1 protein-coding gene is annotated in these 2,198 nt (G+C 58.8%); it reads left to right on the top strand.

From position 1 onward, the window contains the following. Positions 1 to 449: 449 nt before the first annotated feature. Positions 450 to 2,198, top strand: a 1,749-nt coding sequence (locus EOA24_RS35090) for a TerB N-terminal domain-containing protein (protein ID WP_189354503.1), incomplete at its 3' end; no start/stop codon positions are given.

The following is a 2,198-nucleotide window of genomic DNA, read 5'->3' as shown; positions in this document are numbered from 1 at the left end:
CTCCAAGAGGCCGTTGAAGTCGAGGCCGACGAATAGCTGGACGCTGACGACGGAACGACCGCTGCGACTGCTTGTACCTGATCAATAGATCGATCGGCGATAAGTAGTGGGCAGGCCGACAGGTGGCGCATTGTCCGAAATTTGCGGCATATTTCGGACATGGGTCGAAATTCAGCCCGGCCTCGTTGGGCCCCGGCCTTAGGGCTCATCGTTGTGATCGCAGATCGGCTATTGTGAATGGAGATTCTGCTCGGGCTGAACAAGCACGAGTTCGAGGGGGAAGAGTGCAATCAAAGGAGATCGGCAGTTTCTGCTGTTGAGCGTCCGCCCTCATTCGGAGGAAATGTAATAGCGCGAGTTCTCAAAAGAACTTATCCCAGCTATGCTTAAACTGGGACGGTGGGGCAAAAGGGATGAGGTTGCCATTTTCTTGGACTGTGGTGGTCGCCTTGGCGACAGCACTGAGCGTCACAGACCCCGCAATTTCACAGGAATCTCAACATTCCGCTCGGCAGATTCAACAAGCGCTTGCCGACCATGGCTACGATCTCGGGACCGCGGACGGAATTTGGGGACGTCGGTCCATCAGTGCGCTCAAGGCTTTCCAGAAGGCGAGCAATCTTCCTCAGACTGGTACTTTGGACCAAGCGACGTCAGCGGCGCTTTTTCCGCAGCCGCAGGCGACGCGTGACCCGTTGGCGCCCATAGCCACGGATGTGCACCCGTCGCCGTGGGAGCAGCCTGGTGTTCCGACGAAGACAACGCCACAGACAAGTAACGGGGAAGCCGGGCAAGCTGGTGGCGATGTTCACCAGGCGCCGCCTTTGCCGGCGCACACCGCGGCCTCCACCAAATCCGATCGTTTGGCGCCGGAGCCGAACAAGGTCAGAGAGGGGCCAACCACCCCAACGCCGCGTTTGATCTATTTGGGCCTGCTAGGGATCGCAGCCGCGTTCTTCTTCCTGCGGAGACGCCGAAGAAATTCAGCCGCGGAGTCGGTTCCAACGGCATCCGAAAGCAAGCCCAGCGAACCTGAACGCATTCCCAACCGGTCGGTCAGAACCGATAGGCATCGCCTCCATGTCCCGACCGTTCGCATGGTTCCAGCCAACAATGCTGCTGGAAGACAGCCAGTCGAGCAAAAGCCGGTCCTGCCTGCGGATATTGCGGCTTCTCTCGCGGCACACAACGCCGCCGTCCACGATTTCATCCGTCAGAGGCGAGCGATCCGACTGCCCAAATCAAGGGCCAATCCTTCAGCCGGGCAGCCGTCCGTTCCCGCAAAAACGGGTTGGCAAAGCATTGAAACCACCAAGGTCATTCCGGCAACGACTACAAACGAGGGATCGCTCGCATCGCACAATGCTCAGATAACGGAATCCATTCGACAACGCGGTCCTGTTCTCATTCCCCGTACGGCCCCAACGGATCAGACGCAGCCGTTGGGTTCCGAAAGCAGCCAACTTGATAGCGGTCTCGACCAATCGGCCAGAAGCAACAGGCACCTCTTGGTTCGGAACGATCCAAGCGTTCCAGCCGATACTGTAGTTGGAAGACAACCGGTCGAACAGAAACATGCATTGCCATCAGATATTGCGACTTCTGTCGCGGCACATAATAGAGCTGTCGACGACTTCATCAGACAACGCGGAGCCATTGGATCATCCAAACCAGTGCCCGATCCTTCAGCCGCTCCCGCAGAAGCGGGTTGGCAACGCATTGAGAACACCAAGGTCGCCCCCGCAGCGCCAACAACCGAAGGTTCGCCCGCATCGGATAATGCTCAGCTTTCGGATCCCATTCAGCAGCGCGGCCCTATTCTTGTTCCCAACACGGCCCGGACGGACCACCCGCGGTGGTTCGACCGGCTACCCGCAGTGCGAGCGAGCCCCGCCCCGCGCCAGTCGGCATATTGGATTCCTGCGAATACAGCAGCAACGGTGGGAAGCCATGACATTCCCGGCGGCATGATCTATGTAGGCGAGCACCTGCCGAGGCAGGGTAGTTTAACCGACCCGGAGAACTGCCTGATCGACCCGAGATTGACCGTGGGCGCTCACGGCGATCCACTGGGGCAAACGATGGGCTACTGGCCGTCCTACTCGAGCATTTCGCCCGCGGCGCGAAAATCTTATCTGGACTGGCTCGCCGGATCGCGATCCGATCCCGACGCCTATATCGGATACGTGTTCCTCTAT

Source organism: Mesorhizobium sp. M2A.F.Ca.ET.039.01.1.1, from assembly GCF_003998035.1.
Classification (GTDB): Bacteria; Pseudomonadota; Alphaproteobacteria; order Rhizobiales; family Rhizobiaceae; genus Mesorhizobium.
The sequence above is the reverse complement of the archived record's forward strand: the minus strand, read 5'-3'. Positions and strand labels throughout refer to the sequence as shown.